Below are 17,907 nucleotides of genomic sequence, written 5' to 3'. Positions count from 1 at the left end.
GACGGATACCGCCCGGCGCTCGTACGGGGATCGCCGGGCGGCTTCGGTCAGGCCGAGGTCGGGTCAGGTCATCCGGCGATTCCCGCGGCGCGTACGACGGTCTGCGTCACGGTGTTGCCGCGGCTGTCACCGGCCTGGACGCGCAGCGTGAGGTACTGCGCCGAGGCGGGCGCGTGCAGGCGCAGGCTCACCTTGCCGTTGCCCCTGCCGCTGAGGCGGGCCGTCGTCCAGGTCGCGCCGTCGTCGTAGGACAGTTCCACCTTGCGGGTGTTGAGCGCCGCGTTGGAGCCGCCCTCCAGGTGCAGCGGAGTGACGAGCAGGGTGGCGTCGGCGGCTGCCTTGCCCTCGTCCGACGTCGGCAGGGCGTAGTCCACCTGGACGAGCGGGAGTTGCTCGTCGGCGTCGGGGTCCTTGGGCGCCGCGGAGGTGAACGTCCACTCGGTGCGCGTGGCGGTCGAGTAGGGGAAGGCGGCCGTGGCGGTACGGGTCGCCGCGTGCACCAGACGGTAGGTGCCCTTCTTCGCCGGCACCGTCGCGCTCACCCCGGCGCCGCCCTCGGCGACCAGGGTGTCGCCCCGGTACAGCGAGGTCTCCTGGGTGGTGTCGGTGCTGCCGAAGGCGACGTAGTTGGCGTGGTCGCCGCCGGAGTCGCCCCAGGACGGGATGACGACGTCCAGCTGGTCGCCGGTGCGCACGGGCGGCTGGACGCTGCCGTTGATGCGGGGCCGCACGACGGGTCCGAACCACTCCACGTCCGTGGTGCTGCCCGCCGGATAGGTGACGGATCCGGATGCGCTGTAGGACAGGGACTGGAGTTCGCCCTCCTCAGCCCACGAGAACGTGCTGTCGGTGCTGACGTAGTCGGTGCGGTGCGCGCCGGCCGTGCTCAGCCGGTTGGTGCCGACCTGGTACGCGGTCCAGGGGTGGATGTCGTAGCGGTTCTCGTACACCTCACGGCCGGTGGAATTGCGGAAGGAGGTCTCCACCCGGGCCAGTTGACCGGTCGTGGGCGCGTAGACGGGGTGGGCGGGGATGCGGCCCTTCCAGGTGCGGACCAGGTCGTACAGGTAGTCCGTGTCGGGGCGGGAGACCGCCCGCAGCGGCACACTGCCCGTGGTGCTCGCGTCGACGCTCGCCAGGAGCTTGTCACCGTTCGTGCGGGACAGGCCGACCACCTCGATGGAGGACTTGATGACGGGCTCGCGCAGACGCCCGTCGAGGTCGTTGACGAACAGCAGCAGCTTCACGCCCGCGGTCTGCGCGGCCCTGATCTGGTCGTCCGCCGTGTCCTCGTCACTGGAGTCCCAGGGCACCACGGCGGCCTTGCCGGCGGCGTCGACGCCTTCGTAGTCCTCCGCGAGACCGTAGCCCGGGTGGATCAGGTCGAGGGTGTAGTCGTTCTCGGGCAGCTTCGTCGATCCGGGCATGATCCACAGGTCGTCGAACTCCTGCCCGCCGGCGGTCACCGACAGCAGCGGCTCCTGGTTGCGCCAGCGGGCGGTGAGGTACTGCTCGCCGTCAGCTGGCGCTGTGGTGGGCGCCGTCCAGATGCTGTCGTAGCCGTCGCCGATCAGCGAGGTGTCGGCCACCGAGGAGGCGTCCTTGAACACGCGGTAGTAGTCCAGGCGCCGGGAGAAGTTCTCGGTCCTCTTCGGGGTGACCTCCTTGACCTGCCTGAGCTTCGTGCCGTCCAGTACGAGGTCGGTGGTGCCGGTGACCTTCACCTGGGGGATGACCATGCGGGCGTATCCGGCCGAGGCGGGGCCGTGCGTGCCCTCCACCCGGAAGTCGGCGTAGACGGTGTAGGTGCCGGGCGGCAGCAGTTCGTCGGACTGGCCGTTGCTGTAGAGGTAGGTGCCCGCGTACTCGTCGCCCTTGCGGTAGAAGGTCAGGATGCCGTCCGTGGCCTCGCCGGAGCGGCCGGTGACCTTGGTGCGGACGTGGAACAGCTGCTGGCGGGTGCTGACGCCGAGCAGGGTTCGGGTCAGCGTGGTGCCCGCGGCTGACGCCGTCAGCTGTCCGGTCCGGCGCTGGAGTTCGCCCGCCTTGTCCAGGTCGGTGGTGACGGTGGCGGTCGCGGTGCCGTGCGCGGGGACCTCGACGCGGCTGGGGGAGACGGTGAAGACGCCGTCGGCAACGCCGGGGGCGTCCACCGCCAGGTCCACGGTGACGGCCTGGTCGCCGGTGTTGGTCCAGGTCGCCGTGGACCGGACCGTGCCCGTGTCCGTGCCGGGCGAGTGGATGCCGGCGTCGATCTTGCCGGTGGCGGTGAGCGTCGCCGAGGCCGCGGCGGCGGCGTCCACCCGGCCGTTGCCGCCGTCGTCCGCGCTGATGTCGGGGGTGGCCTTGGCGGTGCTGATCAGGGCGTCCTTGATGCGGCTGCCGGACCAGTCGGGGTGCGCGGCGGCGACCAGCGCGGCCACGCCGGCCACGTGGGGGGTCGCCATCGAGGTGCCGCTGGCGGTCATGTAGGAGCCGCTGCCGTTGGCCGCGTACTGCGAGCGGGCGGCCAGGATGCCGACGCCGGGCGCGGTGATCTCGGGCTTGAGGGCGTCGTCGCCGTAGCGGGGGCCACGGCTGGAGAACTCGGCGATGGCATCGGAGGAGTCGACGGCTCCTACGGTCAGGGCGGCGTCGGCGGTGCCGGGCGAGCGGACCGTCTGGGCACCGGGACCGTCGTTGCCGGCGGCGATGGTGAACAGGGCGCCGGTCTCGGCGCTCAGCTCGTTCACGGCCTGGGCGAGGACGGTCTCGCCGTCGGCGTTCTCACTGCTGCCCAGACTCATGCTGATGACCCGGGCGTGGGCGTCACGGGCGGCCCACTCCATGCCCGCCAGGATCCAGGAGTCGTAGCCGTAGCCCTCGTTGGCCAGGACCTTGCCGACGTGCAGGTCGACGCCGGGTGCGACGCCCTTCTCCTTGCCGTCGGAGGCGGCACCGCTGCCGGCGATCGTGGAGGCGACGTGCGTGCCGTGGCCGTGGCGGTCGGTGACGTCCTGTCCGGGGACGAAACTGGCGCTGTCCTCGACCGCGTCCTTCAGGTCGGGGTGGCCCGGGTCGTAGCCGGTGTCGAGGACAGCCACGTCGACGCCCTCGCCGGTGTTGCCGCCCGCCCAGACCTCGGGGGCGCCGATCTGGGCGACCGAGTCGCTGAGCGTGGCCTCGGCCTTGCCGTCGAGCCAGACCTTGGCGACGCCGCCGCGGAAGGCCGCGTCCGCGTCGACGTCCGGTGCCTTCGCGGAGCCGGAGCCGGAGTCGGACGCGGTGCCGGTGAGCGCGCTCCACAGGGCGCCGGTGTCCTCGCGGTCGGCGGCGAGGGCCACCCCGTTGACGCTGGTGAGGGGGCGTACGTCGGTGACATCGCCCGGCATGGCGACGGCGCGCTTGCGCAGGGCGGAGGCGGGGGCCTCCTTGCCGCCGTAGGTGACGATGAGGGGCAGGTGCTTGAGCTTCGCGTCGTCGTAGCCGTCGGCCACGAGCCGGGAGACGTTGAAGAGTTGGGCGTCCAGGGCGCCGGACGCCAGGTAGGGGCGGGCGGCGTCGGGATAGACGTAGGTGTCGCCGCCCACGGTCAGCACGCGGGCGCCGGTCGACTCGCCGCCGGGACCCTCAACGGTGATCGTGCCGGGGCCGCCGGCCGCGCCGGGGGCGACGGTGACCTTGTCGCCGGTCACCAGGGTGACGACGGATGGGGCAACGTTGTCAGAAGTGCGGGTGGCACGGGCCGAGTTGTCGGTCGGCGAGATGTCTGCGGAGGAGGCCACGTGCGGGGTCGCCGCGGTGACCAGGAGGGCGGTCGCGACCACGAGCAGGCGGCGCCGTCTTCCGGAGGGGTGGAGTGTCAAAGGATTCCCTCGACTTGAATGGGCGTACTGGCAGTTGTGCGCAGGTCCAGTCGCGTCCTTGGGACTGGTGGGAGCGTGCCCACCTTGACGGTGTCGCGTCATGCGCGACAAGATCCGGCTGTCGCGGCTTCGCGCAACTGCGCACATGCGCTTGCGTTTTGCGGGCGGCGGCCCCGCGGCCGCCGGTGCGCACAGATACGGCAGCGACACGTTCAACACCGAAGCGCACTACAGCGGGAGCGTCAGGCTGCATGGATGGGACGTCGGACAGACCCTGGGCCGGCATAGGGCTGGACTCGCTCAGCGGCCGAGTCCTGGAGTATCTGGTGGGGCACGCTTCCGCCAGTGCCCTCACTGTGGCGGAAGCGGTCGGCGCGTCGCGCGAAGAGGCCGAGACGGCTCTGCGGTCTCTGGAGGACGCGCTTCTGATCATCCCCATCGCGGGCCGGCCCCCGCGGTGGAAGGCCGGCCCGCCACGTTCGTCCCTGGGCTCCTTGCTGGCCCGCAGGCGCGCCGAACTGGCCCGCGCCGAGTCGTACATGGAGCAACTTCACGAGATCTACGACGTCGCGGCCCACCCGCACGCTCCGCACCTGGTGGAGGTCCTGGAAGACAACGAGGAAGTCGCCGCACGCTATGCGCATCTCCTCAAGGGCAGCACCCATGAAGTACTGCACCTGGCCAAGCCGCCTTATGTGACCGGGCCCCCGGCTGCCTCCGACCAAAGGGGCACCGCACAGCCGGAGTACCGCGAGGGAATACGGCTGCGGTCGGTCTACGACACCGAGGGCTTCACGGACACGGTGTCACTGGAGACGGCGCTGCGGGGCAGTGCCGGCGGGGGCGAGTTCCGGCTCAGCTCCCGACTCCCCGTCAAACTGGTCCTGTTCGACCGGACCACCGCCCTCCTGCCCCTGCACGACGACCGCCCCTCGGCAGGATCACTCGTGGTCCACTCACCTGCCCTCGTCGCCGCCCTCGCGGCCCTGTTCGAGGCCATCTGGAAGCATGCGGTGCCGGTGTCACTCGAAAGCCGGCAGGACTGGCCCGCCCCCCGCCCGACCCGGGAAACGACACCGCTCGACGAACGAACCCAGGCGATCCTCGACCTCATGGCGACCGGGATGAAGGACGACGCCATCGCCCGGGTACTCGACATCAGCCGCCGCACCGTGCAAAAGCATGTGAGCGAGGCAGGCACCGCGCTCGGCGCCAGAACACGCTTCCAGATCGCCCTCCGCGCAGCCGAACGAGGCTGGCTGCCGTTGGAGACACCGAACTCGAACGAGTAAGGGTCGGAGCACCACCTCGTCCGATCCGTTCTCGCTATTCTTCCCGACTCGATTTGACGCTTTCCCGGAGGAAGACAAAACGCCCGGATGGAGCCGAGTTCAGAACTGGGAGAGCGATTTCATTCTGTTGCCTGCTTACCCTGCTCGGCAAGGGTGAACCGTGCGGAATATGTGATCCTGCGCAAGTGAGAAGCCCGTCGGCGGCTTGTTCCCCGAGGCTGCGCATGGCGTGTTGAACGGGTGGGGCGCAGGCCACGGTCCGGGCCGGATGCGTTGCTGGGGTTTGTCTCGATCGGGTCGACGACGACACATGCGGGCAACAAGTCGGGGGTTGACAGGCCGCCAATTGGCATCGGCTAATTGATCGCCCGCACATCTGCGTATTCACTTTGGTCCGGCCCGAGTTGAGGGCCCAGTCATGATTGGCCTCATGTGTCGATATCCACTCGTGCGAGAGGCGTGTTCCCGGCCTTTCGCACATTCCATCGCGGCGCGGCGATTCTCGGTGTCGCGACCTTGGCACTCCTGGGCGTCCAGCCCCTTGCGCAGGCCGCACCGCCCCCGGTCGCGCAGGCCACGACCGGCACAGTTCAGGACGCATCAGACGCCGAGCCCGACTTGGCACCCGTCTGCGGCACCCCGGCCAAGGGGCACGCGACCTGCTACGCCATGCGCGCGACGGACCAGCCGGCCAGGATGCGGCTGAGCGCGTCCGAGGTTCCCGCGGGGCTCGGTCCGCAGGACATTCAGAGCGCCTACAGCCTGCCCGCCGACGGGGGCGCCGGCCAGACCATCGCGATCGTCGACGCCTACGACAACCCCAACGCCGAGGCAGACCTGGCCGTTTACCGCGCCCAGTACGGCCTGCCTCCCTGCACCACGGCCAACGGCTGCTTCCGGAAGGTGGACCAGCGCGGCGGCACCAACTACCCGCTCCCCAGCAACGCCTGGGCGGGTGAGATCGCCCTCGACCTGGACATGGTCTCCGCGGCGGCACCGAACGCCGACATCCTGCTGGTGGAGACAGACAACGACGGTCTGGAAAACCTCGCCGCCGGTGTGGACGAGGCCGTGGCCCTCGGCGCCAAGTACGTCTCCAACTCCTATGGCAGGACTGGTGACGACCCGACCGACCTGGCGACCTACGGGTCCTCCTACGACCATCCCGGCGTCGCGGTGGTCGCGGCCAGCGGCGACAACAAATACGGCGTCTCCTTCCCCGCGACCCTCCCGTCCGTGACCGCGGTCGGCGGCACAACCCTGACGGCCGACCCGGCCAGTGCCCGCGGCTGGTCGGAGACCGTCTGGGCCAGAGACTCCTACGGGCCGGGCTCCGGGTGCGCGTCCCATCAGACGAAGCCGGACTTCCAGCAGGACACAGGCTGCGCGGGGCGGAGCGTCGCCGACGTGTCAGCCGTCGCCGACAACGTTGCCGTCTACCTGACCTACGGCTCACAGGGCACCGGTTGGCAACGCTACGGCGGCACCAGTGTCGCGACGCCGGTGATCGCCTCCGTCTACGCGCTGGCCGGGCCCCCGCGCCCCGGCACCTCCCCCAACTCCTACCCCTACGCCGCGCACGGCGGCGGTCTCAACGACATCACCACCGGGTCGAACGGAACCTGCTCCGTCGCGTACCTGTGCAACGCCGCCACCGGCTACGACGGTCCGACCGGCCTGGGCACCCCGGCGGGCCTGGCCGCCTTCCGCAGCGGACCGCACGGCACCCTCTCCGGTACGGTCAAGGACGCGGCCACCGGCAAGCCGGTCGCCCACGCGACTGTGGGGTCCGGGCTCGACGTCGCCACGACCGACGCACAGGGGGCGTACACGCTCGACCTCCCCGCGGGCGCGGTTGACGCCCTGACGGTGAAGGCCTTCGGCTACACGACGACCACGCCGGTCACCCTCGACATCGCGGACGGCCAGACCCTCACCCGCGACTTCCGACTCTCTCCGATCCCTCGTGAGCGCGTCCACGGCACCGTCAAGGACGGGTCAGGGCACGGCTGGCCGCTGTACGCCCGACTCGCCGTGAGCGGGTCCCCGGAAGCCCCGGTCTGGACCGACCCGGTCACCGGCGCCTACGAAATGAGCCTGCCGAAGGGAAGCGACTACACGCTGAACGTCACCGCCGCCCTGCCCGGCTACGAATCCCTCGGACGGCCGGTGGCGGTCCACAACAAGGCCGTCACCGCGAATGTGGCGCTGACTGCCGATCCCGACACCGCCACTGCCATCGGCTACCGACTCGAACGCGCCGACCGGGCCGAGGCGTTCGAGTCCACAGCGACCGCGCCCCAGGGCTGGAGCGTGGTGAACGCGGCCGGTACCGACAACGGATGGGAGTTCGACGACCCCACCCAACGCGGCAACTCCACCGGCGGCGATGGCGCCTTCGCCGTCGTCGAGAGCGACAACGGACCCATCGGACCGCATCAGGACAGCCAACTCATCAGCCCCGCATACGACCTGTCCGCCGCGCAGTCGGCGCAACTCACCTTCAAGACCGCGTACCTGGCCAACCCCACCCAGCAGCACATGACCGTGGACGCCAGCACGGACGACGGCGCCACCTGGGAGAACGTCTGGACCGGGCCGAAGGTCAGCGACTCCGCGCAGCACCTGACCGTGCCCGTGTCACTCCGGCAGTTCGCCGGGCACAACGCCGTGCGGCTGCGCTTCCATTTCGTCGCCAACTGGGGCTACTTCTGGGCACTCGACGACGTGAACGTCCAGACCCGCGTCCTGGTGGCCACTCCCGGGGGCCTGACCGTCGGCACGGTCCGAGACGGCACAAGCGGCGCCGGCTTGGTCGGCGCCACCGTCAGCGACACCGCGGACCCGGACGAATCCACCCTCACCACCGCCACGCCCGAGGACCCGGCCGTCAGGGACGGCTTCTACACCGTGTTCTCGGCGAAACCGGGCCCGCACGTCCTCCAGGTCACCGCGTCCGGTTACGCGGAGCTGCGCCGGAGGACGACCGTGCGGCCCGATAGGGTCCGCCGCATGGATCTGGCCCTCAAGCCGGACGCATGACCACGGTACCGGCGACCTCGCACGTCAAGGCGTGCGGCTAGGGTCCCGCCTGAGAACGGGCCTGCCCGAGCATGAACGCCGCGAGAGGACCGCCGCCTTGTGGGCGGCGGTCCTCTCGCGGCGCGTGGCAATACCGCGGAGCCCGGTCACTTCGGGAGTCGCAAGCCGCGCGTTGCGACAGGAGGAGGCAGTGCTCGCCGAGGGGTTGGTTCACGCGCGGCGAGTCAAGGCGACGTCATGGCAGGCGGTGTGACTCGACGTCGGCCGTTCACCCACCTCGCCGCAGCAGCGGTCCGCGCCCAGCCGCGTGGAGCCGCATCAGCTCGACACAGCCACGCAGCCCAGCATGACGTGTCGCCCCGGCGGCCGCTCGCCGGGGCGACGCCGAACGGCGATGGAAGTTTGAGCGGTCCGGGTCACCGGGTCCGGTCCCGAAACAACCTTGGGACCGTACCCGGAGAGCAGGGGCTACCGGCCCCGACGGCCGCCTGTGCCGACGGGGACAGTCAGGAGGACCAAAGCCAGAGCGAGGACGGCGAGCCCGTACCAGGAGGCGCTCGACAGGTGTTCATCGAGGACGGTGACACCCAGGACCGCCGCCACGGCGGGCTCGGCCAGGGTCAGCGAGGTGGCCACGGATGCCGGAGTGTGGCGCAGTCCGTGGCCGAAGAGCCGGTAGGCCAGATAGACGGTGAACAGGGCGAGGTAGACAGCCACCGTCGCGCCGCGAGTGGTGACGAGCCAGTGCGTGTCGACGAACACGACGAGCGGCAGGACGAGCAGTCCGGCGGCGCCGAACAGTACACCCATCACCGCGTTGGAGGGGTGCCCGCGGGTGATGAGCCTGCCGCCGATCAGCGAGTAGGCGGCGTACGACAGTCCGGCGCACGCGGCGAGCGCGACGCCGGTCAGGTCCATGGGTGAGGCGTGGCCGGTGAGTTGTGGGCCCAGGACCAGAAGGGTGCAGCCCAGTACAGCCGCTGCGGTGGCACCGGTCCAGCGTGCGGTGGGCCGGGCCTGTCCGATGATCCAGGACAGCAGTCCGGCGAAGACCGGCGCGCTGCCGAGCGCGATCACGGTGGTCACCGCCACGCCGGTCCGGGCCACAGCCGGGTAGAACGTGACCGGATAGCCGGCCACCGCCAGTACACCGAGGACGAGCAGCCACCGCTCGGGGCGTGTGCAGGCGGCGGGTAGCGCGCGGGCGCCGCGGGAGGTGAGGAACAGCAGGATGCCGCCGAGGGCGAGACCGGCGCAGCCGATGGCCGCCGCTGGTGCACCGGCGGGTGCCAGGGAACTGGCGGTCCCGGTCGTACCCCACAGCACGGCTGCGGTGAGGATGGGCGCGGGGCCGCTGAGGAGGCCAGTGCGAGAAGGGCGCGGGCCCGTGGTCGCTGAGCGCGCGGGACTCAGAGGGGAAGTGCGGTTCGGCACAGTCGTGATCTTCCGTCGTCGAATGCGTCTGGGACTCGATCCGAAACGGGCGCACGACAAAAGCCCCTGCCCGCTCTGCGGGCGGCGGGGCCGGGGATCAAACCGTCAGTGTCTGCGCCCGGTCAGGCGCAGAGCGGCGGGAGAACGACGTGCCAGTAGGTGTTCACCCCGTGAGGATACCTGCGTGGGGGTGTGCTCGCGGGCGCTGGTTCGAGCCTGTCATCTGCGGGCGAGCGCGCTGGGCGAGAGGGGCACGCGGCTCAGCGGGTACGGCGGCAGACTGTGCCGCTCGCGCGTCGGTGATACGCACACCCCGGTGAGCAGCACGACCAGGAGCGGCGGGACCTCATGGCCGCATGCCCTCGGCTCACAGCTCACACGCACCGTGCCCGCCTGGGGAAACGGGTTGTGCGCCCTATCGCCACAAAAGATCACAAAACATGCGAGAGGTGAGGTTTTTCGCATATGCCGCGTATGGGATGCGCTCGCCTGGATACGCGAGTGGCATGGTACGGACACTGAAACGGCATGGAAGGAACGGCAGGCACACCGCGGCCGGCCAGGAGGTCGAGGCCGGGCGGGGGACGGGTGCCGGACCGGATGAGCAGGTGGAGCGGCAGGCGCCGGATACTCCGACGGACCTGCCCAAGGGCTCCTGGGGGACGGTGCTGAAAGGCACCCTGAAGGAGTTCAAGAAGGATGAGCTGACTGACCGGGCCGCAGCGCTGACCTACTACGGGATCCTGGCGCTGTTCCCGGCGCTTCTGGCGCTGATCTCGCTGCTGGGGATCGTCGGCCAGTCGGCGACGAAGCAGGTGCTGGACAATATCCAGAAGCTCGCCCCAGGCGCGGCACGGGACGTCCTCAGTAACGCGGTGAAGCAGATGCAGGACAACGGCGGGCTCGGCTCGATCATGGCGATCGTCGGCCTGGCGCTCGCGATCTGGTCGGCGTCCGGCTATGTCGCTGCGTTCATCCGGAGCGCGAACGCGGTCTACGACGTTCCCGAGGGCCGTCCGGTGTGGAAGGTGATGCCGGTCCGGCTTGGTGTGACGGTGGTGCTGATGGTGATGGCGGTCATCAGTGCGCTGATCGTCGTGTTCACCGGCGGGCTGGCCCGGCAGGTCGGCACCGCGCTGGGGATCGGGGACACGTTCTTGACGGTGTGGTCGATTGCCAAGTGGCCGGTGCTGGTGGTCCTGGTCACGATCATGATTGCGATCCTGTACTGGGCGACGCCGAACGCGAGGGTCCGCGGCTTCCGCTGGATCACGCCGGGCAGTTTCCTGGCCCTGGTGATATGGATGATCGCTTCGGCCGGGTTCGCGCTGTATGTGGCGAACTTCGCCTCCTACAACAAGACCTACGGCGCCCTCGCCGGCGTGATCATCTTCTTGGTGTGGCTGTGGATCACGAACCTGGCGATCCTGCTCGGCCTGGAGTTCGACGCCGAAATGCACCGCCGGCGCGCCGTCGCGGGCGGCCATCCGGCCGGAGAGGAGCCGTACGTCCGGCCGCGGGACACCCGCAAGTGGGACGAGGAGGACCGCCGCCGCCTTGAGTCCTGAGTGGTGGAGATCAACGTCGCGGGCCCATTCCCGGCCCCTGGGGCGGGGGCGTCGGGCCGATCACGGGATCGGTGTGGGACGGACCGGGACGGGAAGTCGCTGATCATGAGAGTGATGGCAGGTCTGCGCGTCGGGGGTCACCGGCCGGCCAGGTGGTCGATCGCACGGGGGCCGCGCTGGCTGCGGAGGGTCGCGCCCGCGGTGGAGGAGATGGCCGAGCACACCAAGGTGTGGTGGGCGGCGGCCGGTGTGATGGCCGCCGCCGGAGGGTGGCGCGGTCGCACGGCTGCTGCTGGGGTGACAAGCATGGCGGTGGCGCAGGTGCTGTCCAACGCGGTAGCCAAGCCGCTGTACCGGCGTCGCCGCCCGCCACGGGAGTGGGTTCCGGCGGAAGATCTGCAGAATCGGCCGGACAGCTTCTCCTTTCCCTCCGGACACACGGCTGCCGTCTTCGCTTTCGCCGGAGCCGTCACGCCGGTGTGGCCGGCCGTCGGCGCCGCTTGTGCGGTGTCGGCGGTGCCCGTGTCCGCGGAACGAGTGCACAGCGGCGCGCACTATCCCTCCGACGTGGCCGCCGGCGGTGCCCTCGGGCTGGCTGCGGCCCCCCTGGTACCGGCCGCACCGCGGCTGCTGCGGCGACGTGTGCGCTGGCGAGCGGTGGTGCGTCGATGCCGGGGTACTCGGACCCGCGATCAGACGGTAGAAGGAGATTGCCGATCGGTCGCCCCTCACGGGCACCCCGTGGCGAGCAGGGCCTGCCGGAAACGCTGATGAAAGACAGGTGAACACCCATGACAGTAGAAGGCTCTCCCCGCACCGGCAGCGGAGCGCAGGAACCGGTCGGCGACCTGGTCCAGCGTGCCTCGCAGCAGCTGTCACAGCTGGTCCGCGACGAAATGCGCCTGGCACAGGCGGAGATGACCCAGAAGGGTAAGCGGTTCGGCAAGGGCGGCGGCCTGTTCGGCGGCGCCGGCCTGGTGGGTGTCCTCACCCTGCAGGCCCTGGTCGCCACCGTGATCGCCGCGCTCTCGCTCGTGATGGATGTGTGGGTGGCGGCGCTGATCGTCACCGGCGTCCTGGCCGCCGTCACCGCCCTGATGGCCACCCTGGGCAAACAGCAGATCAGCAAGGCATCCCCTCCGGCGCCGGAACAGACCATGGACAGCGTCAAGGCCGATGTAGCCGAGATCAAGGAGAAGGCACAGCGATGACCCAGGACAAAGCGCACACCGGCGATGAAGGCACACCCTCGCCGGAGGAACTGCGCGAGCAGGTGGAAGCGACCCGCGAGGAACTCGGCGAGACCGTTGAGGCACTCGCGGCCAAGACCGACGTCAAGACCCGCGCCCAGGAGAAGGCGACGGCCGTCAGGCAGCAGGCCGCCGAGAAGACGACACAGGTCAGGGCGCAGCTGCGGGACAAGGCGACGCACGCGGCCCACGTGGTGCAGGACAAGACCCCGGAGCCGGTGCGCGCCAAGGCCGCCGCAGCCACCGAGCAGGTCCGCGACAAGGCAGCCCATGCCGGGCAACTCGCCCGGGAGAAGGCCCCGGAGCCGGTACGCGAGAAGGCCGGCCAGGGCATGCAGGCGGCACGCGCCAACCGCACCCCGCTGCTCGCCGCTGCCGCCGGCGCATTCATCGCACTGCTGCTCATCCGCCGCTCCAGGAGGCACCGATGAAAGCCTCGAAGATCGCCTACAAGCCGGTCGGCATGGCCATGGGCGCCGTCAGCGGCGTGCTGGCCGGTGCGGTGTTCAAGCAGGTCTGGAAGAAGCTCGGGCACGACGAGGACGCTCCCGACGCCACGGACGAGCACCGCACCTGGCGCGAGGTCCTGTCGGCAGCCGTCCTCCAAGGCGCGATCTTCGCCGGTGTCAAAGCCGCCGTGGACCGCGGCGGCGCCACCGCCGCCCGCCAGCTGACCGGCACCTGGCCCGGCTGACCCGACAGTCGACGTGCGACCCGCCCCTCCTCGGTGCCGCCAGGGCTCGTTGGTCCCGGGGGTAGGGGCTGGACGGTCCATACCACCGTGCTGGTGGGATGGGAGAGTGAAGACAGAGGGGGGTTTTCTATCCGCCCCAGACGGCGGGGACGCACGGTGGCGGCCCCCTCTTTCAACGCCACTTGAAGGCGATGGCCTTCGCTCCCTTGAGACGCACGTCATCGACGACGGCCTGCGCCTGCTTCTCGGAGCTGACATAGGTGAAGGGTGACGTCGGTGCCCTGATTCCATGCGGCTGGGGTCCTGGGGCGCCAGGAGGAGGCACTGCAGGCGGTCAGCGAAGCGGTGAAGATCCGACGCCAACTCGCCTCCAGCCTGATCGAAGGCAAGCGAGCTGACTCCACTCGGCGCCGGGACCGCGTGATCAAGGTCCTGGATGCGGTCCTGCGAACCGGAGACGACATCACCGTCTCCGGCCTCGCCCGAGCTGCCCGAGTCGGCCGCAGCTTCCTCTACCGTCACCGTGACCTGATCGAACGAGTTCACACCGCTGCTGACACACCTGTGGAGGAGGGCCGACTGGCTGTCGTCAGCCGAGCTTCCTTGCAGACCGACCTGGCCAACGCGCTGGAGCGGAATACTTGCCTCGCCGCGCGAGTACGCCAGTTGGAGAAGCGGCTGTCCGAGCAGCTCGGCGATCAGGCATGGAGAGAGTCCGGGCTCGGGGCCTCACCCGACATCGGCCAACCGCAACGACGCGTCGTGCTGGAACAAGAACTCCCCGAGAAGCGCGGAGAACTTGAGGAAAGGAAGGACTCGACGCTGCGCGGGCCGCCGACAGGGAGCTGACTCGGGCCCAGAACCGGCGTCATGCCGGGCGGTCACGAACTCACCGAATGGCACTCCTGAGACTGACCGTTCGCGTTGTCCTCATCTCCACCCTGGTCTGAGCATGAGCTGCAAACAGATGACTACGAGCCGCCCCCGGCGGGCGCAGAGGCAGTTCTTCCTGTCGAGTCGCCCGTGGAGGTCGAGCAGGTCAACGACCGGCGGCTTGAGCTGCTGCGTGCGGATTCGGCGACGGGTCCGCACGGCGGCGGGGGATCGTGATCGATGATTCCGGTGACCGCAAGGATGGGACGGCGAGTGCGCATGTGGGCAGGCAGTGGCTTGGCCGGCTGGGCAAGACGGACACCGGCATCGTCACGGTGACCACGGTGTGGACCGACGGCCGTGTGTATTACCTGCTGCACGCGACGTCCTATACCCCCGCCCATCACTTCGCCCGCGGCCGCTCCGACCCGGCCTTCCGTACGAAACCGCAACTGGCTGCTCTCTCGCGGCCCGTGGGAAGGCGGCGGGATTCGGCTGCCGGCCGGTGGTCCCCAACTGCGCCTACTCCATCAGCGACGACTGGTACCTCGCACTGCGCGTGGCGGTCCTGGCCTACGTGGTGGCGCTCAAGCCGCACAACTGACGCTCCACGGCCGTCCAGTCACCAGGACGTCTGGCACCGCGCCAGGTCAGAGCCTGGGCGGCTTCGATGGCGCGACGGGCACACCGAGACCTGGTGAGCCGCCGATGCCCGTCCGGACGGATACGGCCCCGACTCACCTTGCCGGCCGGTCGTGGCCACCACCCACCCGGCCCGGCTGCCGGAGAAGACCACGTGGTACCTGGCCACAACCTGCCCCACCCCGACGCACCCCACGCCATGGCCAGTGCGCCCGCCTGCCGACCTCGCCGAGACTGTCCGCCTCTACGGTCTGCGGCCGTGGATCGAGCAGAGCTATGAGCAGATCAAGGACGAACTCGACTGGGCCGACTTCCAGGTCCGCTCCGCACGCGCCATCCGCCGCCACCAGACCCCGGTCAACTGTGCCTTCTCCTTCTGCGGAGACCAGTGGTTCGCCCTACCCGGACCGCCGGATGCCACCGCGCCGGACCCGTGCCCCCAACAAGGGGCCAGAGAGGGGACCACCCTTACTCAACCAGTCCCAACGGCCCTGCTGGCCCAGGGCCTTGCGCGTCATACGGTCCTGGCTCGCCCCGGCCATCACCCTCACCCGATGCTGGCAAGCATGGACGCACACGGATCCACCCCATGAGCTCCAGGCCCTGATCGACGCGGTCACCACCGGACACGGCATCGACCTTTACCTCCGGATTTGACGAACTACCGGGAGTCGAGCTTTCGCAGCACCTCGGCGATGTTGGATCGGTACGTGTGCAGCGCCTGCAGTCCGGCGGCGTAGCGGTAGCGGTGCCGAGTGATGTCCACGGCCTGCTTCCGCGCCCGTACAGCGTGCCAGAGCTCGGCTGTATGGTGGCGGCGTTTGCAGGTGACGTCCGCGGCGGCGGTGGCCCGCTCCCGCTGTGTATGGCGGGTGTTGCCGTCATGGCCCCGCTGCCAGGCGGTGTCCGTGTACGCCGCGACGGGGTCGGGATAGCGCGGGAACCCTTGTTCTGCCACACAGCGGGACCACACATCCCATGCCGCACGGAGGCGCGGGTCGCGTTTGACCGCCTTGTCGACCTCGATCGCCCGTGTACTCGCGTAGAGCCAGTCCCGCTTGAGGTCGATGCCGCGCATCAGCCGCCGGTTCGTCCCGGCGTTGCAGGCGGGAAAGTCCGCATACTCGGCGTTGGTCATCCGGCGGCCCTTCGGCCGGAAAGCCCGGGACTTTGCCGGGTCCCAGCCGTAGCCCCAGCGGCGGGCGGTGGCGAGATCCAGGGCGCCGTAGTCGGTGCTGACCGCGGTGGCGACGAAGGGGTCGCTGGGGTAGCGGGGGTCGAGCGGGAAGTCCGGGTGGCCACGCTGCGCCATGCACTGCCGGACCAGCAACGCCGATGCCCGCTGCGATCGCTGGTAGTCCTGCGGCGTGAAGTCGTAGCGGTCGGCCGGGAGGGGGCCGAGGTCCGACGCCGTACGGATGACCTCCGGGCGTCCTGGACCGGAGACACAGATCGCTGCCAGCACCGCCACGACACCCAGTCGCCACCCCCGCATCGTCATGCGCAGGGATGCTAGCGAACAGCGCGCAGCGGCCGGCCATGGCCCCCAACAACTCGTCCACACACGCCAAGACTGGGTTACCGGCGAGATGCAGCGATGCCCAGTGACGAAATGCCATCGAGCGATGCTCAAGGCCCAATGGCACTGCACGGTGACGGGTGACCCCTACTCAAGACCTGGAGCCGGACCACTCTCCACAGGCAGAGGGCCCCGGCACCGTGCATCTGCCGGAGTACGTCGCACATCTCCACGATGACGTCATGATCGTGACCTGGGCCGTCCGTGCGGCCACCTCTCCCTCAGCACGCGAGCCGCCGAGTTCCTTCCAGAGACCGGGGACCGTGGGGGGGGCTGGGGCTGCGAACTGATCGGCTGGGCGGAAGTCCACCACGACGTGGCGCTGGTCGACGAGACGGGAAAGCTGGTCGCCAAGCAGCGCATCAAGGACGACGCGGACGTTTTCCGCCGCCTGCTTGCCCTGTGCGCTGAAGCCGGTGACTGCGCTGAGGCCCTGATACCGGTCGCGGTGGAGACCGCCCGCGGCCTGCTGTTAGGCGCTAGGGGTGGGCTACCCGTATCGGGGCTGATTCCAGCTGACTCTGCTGCCGGGATTCTGGACAGGCCGCCATACGGGTGCGGAGGGGCCGTGCTGGAGGCGGTCGGTCAGCGGGGCCGCGAGGACCGGGACTTCGTGCAGGAAGCCGAACAGCTTCAACTCCCCGGCGGCCGCACGCAGGGCGCTGATCCGGTTCTCAATGGCGACGGGGCCGGTGCCGTCCAGGACGAACAGCAGCCGCGGGAAGAGCGTGTAGCGTCGCCGCCACTCTTCCCGCCCCGGCCCCTGCAGGGTTGGCCGGGCCCGGGACCGCAGGCACATAGCGGCGCGGGCGCTCGTAGGCGGTCGGCTTGGCGCCGAGACGCTCCGGCCCCATGGTCGCCCGGTCGACCTCGACGAACGCCCGCAGCATCGGGGCGCCGCCGTTGTCGGCGTGAGCTTGCCGGTAGTAGAGGAGGGTGTCGGGGATGACCGCCTGGCCGTTTCCAGGACCAGGTGCAGGTCCAGATCCTTCGGGACGGCCGCGTCGATGGACCCTGGGTCCAGCAACAGGGAATGGGAACGCTCCGGGAGACATCGCGGGAGTTGGCCTGCGGCAGTCTCCGCAGAAGCCGCGACACTGGACGCGTGGCCCGGCACGATGGGGAGCCGGTACCTCACACCGTGCGCCAACTGAACGGGGGTCGTGTGGACGCGAGTTGGTCGGGGATATGGATCGCCGTGGTGGGCGTCGCGGGCACACTGGGGGCCGCCGTGCTGACACAGAGCCGAGCGGACCGAGCGCGGCGTCTGGAGAACTTGGAACAGAACCTGGAGCGGCGGCGCACCTGCTACATCACCTTGAACACCTCCGCACGCCAGTACCTGACGGCGATGAGCAATTACCTCCATGCGCTGGAGAATGACGAGGACGTGCCCGCATGCCTGGAGAGCCTCGAAGCTGCTCGGCTGGCCTACCGGGACAGCTATGCAGAAGCGCAGATGGTCGTGCCCAACGTGGTGTTCGACGCCTCTCGCGCGGCGAAGAAGGAGTTGAACCACTTCTACGGTGACCTCAAGCGGTACGGGGCCGACCCGTCCGCGTACGCGTCGGAACTTGCGGACTTGCATCCGCGACTGCATGACGTGGTCTGGCGGTCGGTGGGCGCGCTGCGCCGGTCCATGCGAGTCGACCTCGGCGTTGACCGCTAAATCTCCTTGTCGATGAGGG

At 69.8% G+C, this 17,907-nt stretch carries 13 protein-coding genes and 1 pseudogene; 10 read left to right on the top strand and 4 right to left on the bottom strand.

The window, feature by feature from the left end; translation table 11 throughout:
* Positions 1 to 68: 68 nt before the first annotated feature.
* Positions 69 to 3,845 (bottom strand): S8 family serine peptidase, encoded by a 3,777-nt coding sequence (locus tag QF027_RS01835; protein ID WP_307072212.1) that lies wholly within the window; start codon positions 3,843 to 3,845, stop codon positions 69 to 71.
* Positions 3,846 to 4,096: 251 nt separating this feature from the next.
* Here QF027_RS01835 and QF027_RS01830 point away from each other — a divergent pair, with 251 nt between their 5' ends.
* Together QF027_RS01830 and QF027_RS01825 are read left to right on the top strand one after the other, a co-directional pair.
* Complete coding sequence (locus tag QF027_RS01830; protein ID WP_307072211.1) at positions 4,097 to 5,137, top strand: helix-turn-helix transcriptional regulator; 1,041 nt, start codon at positions 4,097 to 4,099, stop codon at positions 5,135 to 5,137.
* A gap of 516 nt (positions 5,138 to 5,653) precedes the next feature.
* On the top strand, positions 5,654 to 8,179 hold the full coding sequence (locus QF027_RS01825) for a carboxypeptidase regulatory-like domain-containing protein (RefSeq protein WP_307072210.1): 2,526 nt from the start codon (positions 5,654 to 5,656) through the stop codon (positions 8,177 to 8,179).
* A 468-nt stretch (positions 8,180 to 8,647) separates the two neighbouring features.
* Here QF027_RS01825 and QF027_RS01820 read toward each other — a convergent pair whose 3' ends face one another.
* Positions 8,648 to 9,613, bottom strand: a complete 966-nt coding sequence (locus QF027_RS01820; protein ID WP_307072209.1) for a DMT family transporter — start codon at positions 9,611 to 9,613, stop codon at positions 8,648 to 8,650.
* Positions 9,614 to 10,119: 506 nt separating this feature from the next.
* Between QF027_RS01820 and QF027_RS01815 the strand changes: the two genes are divergently transcribed.
* From QF027_RS01815 to QF027_RS49985, 7 genes and pseudogenes are all read left to right on the top strand, one after another.
* Positions 10,120 to 11,181 carry a YihY/virulence factor BrkB family protein gene (locus QF027_RS01815; protein WP_306987139.1) on the top strand — a complete coding sequence of 354 codons (1,062 nt, stop codon included), beginning with the start codon at positions 10,120 to 10,122 and terminating at the stop codon, positions 11,179 to 11,181.
* 105 nt (positions 11,182 to 11,286) lie between these two features.
* Entirely contained in the window at positions 11,287 to 11,952 is a 666-nt protein-coding gene (locus QF027_RS01810; RefSeq protein ID WP_307072208.1) for a phosphatase PAP2 family protein, read from the top strand.
* Between the two features lie 20 nt (positions 11,953 to 11,972).
* The gene (locus tag QF027_RS01805; protein WP_306987052.1) at positions 11,973 to 12,392 is read left to right on the top strand and encodes a phage holin family protein; all 420 of its coding nucleotides are present in this window, start codon (positions 11,973 to 11,975) and stop codon (positions 12,390 to 12,392) included.
* The gene (locus QF027_RS01800) at positions 12,389 to 12,862 is read left to right on the top strand and encodes a DUF3618 domain-containing protein (protein WP_307072207.1); all 474 of its coding nucleotides are present in this window, start codon (positions 12,389 to 12,391) and stop codon (positions 12,860 to 12,862) included. Before QF027_RS01805 ends, QF027_RS01800 begins: the two co-directional genes overlap by 4 nt.
* The gene (locus QF027_RS01795; RefSeq protein WP_306987050.1) at positions 12,859 to 13,125 is read left to right on the top strand and encodes a DUF4235 domain-containing protein; all 267 of its coding nucleotides are present in this window, start codon (positions 12,859 to 12,861) and stop codon (positions 13,123 to 13,125) included. The genes QF027_RS01800 and QF027_RS01795 overlap by 4 nt, the downstream gene beginning before the upstream one ends.
* Before the next feature lie 420 nt (positions 13,126 to 13,545).
* On the top strand, positions 13,546 to 13,974 hold the full coding sequence (locus QF027_RS01790; protein ID WP_307072206.1) for a hypothetical protein: 429 nt from the start codon (positions 13,546 to 13,548) through the stop codon (positions 13,972 to 13,974).
* 151 nt (positions 13,975 to 14,125) lie between these two features.
* Positions 14,126 to 15,233: pseudogene (locus tag QF027_RS49985) on the top strand (IS701 family transposase); the annotation flags it as partial.
* Positions 15,234 to 15,301: 68 nt separating this feature from the next.
* Here the strand turns inward: QF027_RS49985 and QF027_RS01775 are convergent.
* Positions 15,302 to 16,141 (bottom strand): hypothetical protein, encoded by an 840-nt coding sequence (locus tag QF027_RS01775; protein WP_306987045.1) that lies wholly within the window; start codon positions 16,139 to 16,141, stop codon positions 15,302 to 15,304.
* 568 nt (positions 16,142 to 16,709) lie between these two features.
* The gene (locus tag QF027_RS01770; protein WP_307072205.1) at positions 16,710 to 17,018 is read right to left on the bottom strand and encodes a hypothetical protein; all 309 of its coding nucleotides are present in this window, start codon (positions 17,016 to 17,018) and stop codon (positions 16,710 to 16,712) included.
* A 306-nt stretch (positions 17,019 to 17,324) separates the two neighbouring features.
* On the opposite strand from QF027_RS01770, the gene QF027_RS01765 reads away from it, so the two are divergent.
* A complete protein-coding gene (locus QF027_RS01765; protein ID WP_307072204.1) occupies positions 17,325 to 17,888 on the top strand; it encodes a hypothetical protein in 564 nt (187 codons plus the stop codon).
* Positions 17,889 to 17,907: the final 19 nt, after the last annotated feature.

Source organism: Streptomyces canus, from assembly GCF_030816965.1.
Lineage (GTDB): Bacteria > Actinomycetota > Actinomycetes > Streptomycetales > Streptomycetaceae > Streptomyces > Streptomyces canus_E.
Note: the sequence above shows the minus strand (reverse complement) of the source record. Positions and strands in the feature narration are given on the sequence as shown.